The sequence below is a fragment of the Alteromonas sp. ABE4_545 genome (assembly GCF_056161325.1).
Window position 1 is genome coordinate 1 of sequence record NZ_JBSWYY010000062.1, and the last position, 1,489, is coordinate 1,489.

General features: G+C 41.8%; 2 protein-coding genes. Both read right to left on the bottom strand.

Annotation, left to right across the window (positions count from 1 at the left end; translation table 11 throughout):
• Positions 1 to 212 precede the first annotated feature (212 nt).
• On the bottom strand, positions 213 to 731 hold the full coding sequence (locus tag ACXAH6_RS20305) for a hypothetical protein (RefSeq protein ID WP_474879805.1): 519 nt from the start codon (positions 729 to 731) through the stop codon (positions 213 to 215).
• Positions 732 to 848: 117 nt separating this feature from the next.
• Positions 849 to 1,148, bottom strand: a complete 300-nt coding sequence (locus ACXAH6_RS20310; RefSeq protein WP_474879806.1) for a hypothetical protein — start codon at positions 1,146 to 1,148, stop codon at positions 849 to 851.
• Positions 1,149 to 1,489 lie beyond the last annotated feature (341 nt).

A 1,489-nucleotide genomic window follows, 5' to 3' on the forward strand; every position in this document is an offset into this window, starting at 1 on the left:
TTGAGCAATGATGATTTGTGCCAATATGCCCCACCTAAAAAGCAAGCAGCGCATAAAACGATAATGGAAAATAGTTTAAGAAACTTCATGATTACTCAAGCGTATAACACCCCGCTTAGGGGCAAAAATACGTGGGCTATAATACCGAGCGAAGCGAGGACGGCCCACGTGTTTTTGTCCCAGCACGCACCGCGTGCGTCTACAGCGGTTTGTTAGGTGCGTTCACAAAACGTTCTCCAAAAATCTACGTCTTCATTGGTAAGTGAATTACCCCAACCGTTATTGTCCTTAAATTTCGAAATTTTAAAAGGTGTGACTGCTGGCAGTGAATTGGGGTTTGTAGCCTGAATTAATTCGGACAAACAGTTTAAAGACAACTCATCTTCAGCTTCTCCCCAGAAACTCCCCCATAAGATTTCCACTACAGAAGATACTACTACTCTAAAAGAGCTTTCTTTTATATTTGCATAATTCAGCGATGATAGGGAATCTCCTAAAGGTTCCCCAAGTCCAATATCTACAAGCCATGGACGCCTTTTCTCCCAATTGGAGAAATCAATTTCCCCATTTGAAACAAACGGCCATTCCCATAAGTAATCTAAGAATTCATCAATTGAATCACCATTCATCTCGGTATCATTACAATATTTTTCGAAGAGTCTAAGTGCGATACCTAAACGAGCAGTCAAAGACAGACTTTTGCAAATATCGAGATAAGCTTGACTGTTCATCTAAGCACCTAACACCCCGCTTAGGGGCAAAAATACGTGGGCTATAATATCGAGCGTAGCGAGGACAGCCCACGTGTTTTTGTCCCAGCACGCACCGCGTGCGTCTACAGCGATTTGTTATGTGCGTGCAGAAAACTGCCTTTTGTTTTGCACCATTTTGCACGAAAAATAGATGGTAATAATAGGGCACATAAGCAGTGCTTTGTATGAAAAAGTAACTGGGTATGTATCCGGTAACCACAGGCCGATAGTAATAGCAAAAAGAACTGAAGTAATGCCTAAACAGCAAAAGGTTAATAGGGAATATAGTGCAATTCCTAACAGAGCACGGGGCATAGGCAAAATTGCTTTTTGAATGAGCTTGTATCCTATAATGAAAAACCCAACAGTTATCAGGTTGGCAAAAAATAAATCCATTTAAGCATTCCTATTAGCACATAACGCTAAGCTAAGGGGCGCAAACACGTGGGGCAAAATAGCGCAGCGCCCCGCGTGTTTGTGTCCCAGCAAGCCGCCCCAGCGGATTGCGTCTTAAGCGTTTTGTTATGTGCTGAAACCATTTGTTAAAACACATTCCTTATGTTTTGGACTTATTTACCGCGAGTAAAATGCGCAAGTGGTTAATGTGAAAACTCAATGCGAAGCGCATTGCTAAATCCCCTAACCCACTCAAAATTGCCGCGTTTACGATTAATACAATACTAAAACTATTTAGCCCAACTTATTACGACAGCACTGAAAATGCAATTTGCTTCCAA

What these genes read in the sequence shown, in the direction of transcription:
- ACXAH6_RS20305 (WP_474879805.1), bottom strand. Translation starts at nt 731, where the DNA reads ATGAACAGTCAAGCTTATCTCGATATTTGCAAAAGTCTGTCTTTGACT.
- ACXAH6_RS20310 (WP_474879806.1), bottom strand. Translation starts at nt 1,148, where the DNA reads ATGGATTTATTTTTTGCCAACCTGATAACTGTTGGGTTTTTCATTATA.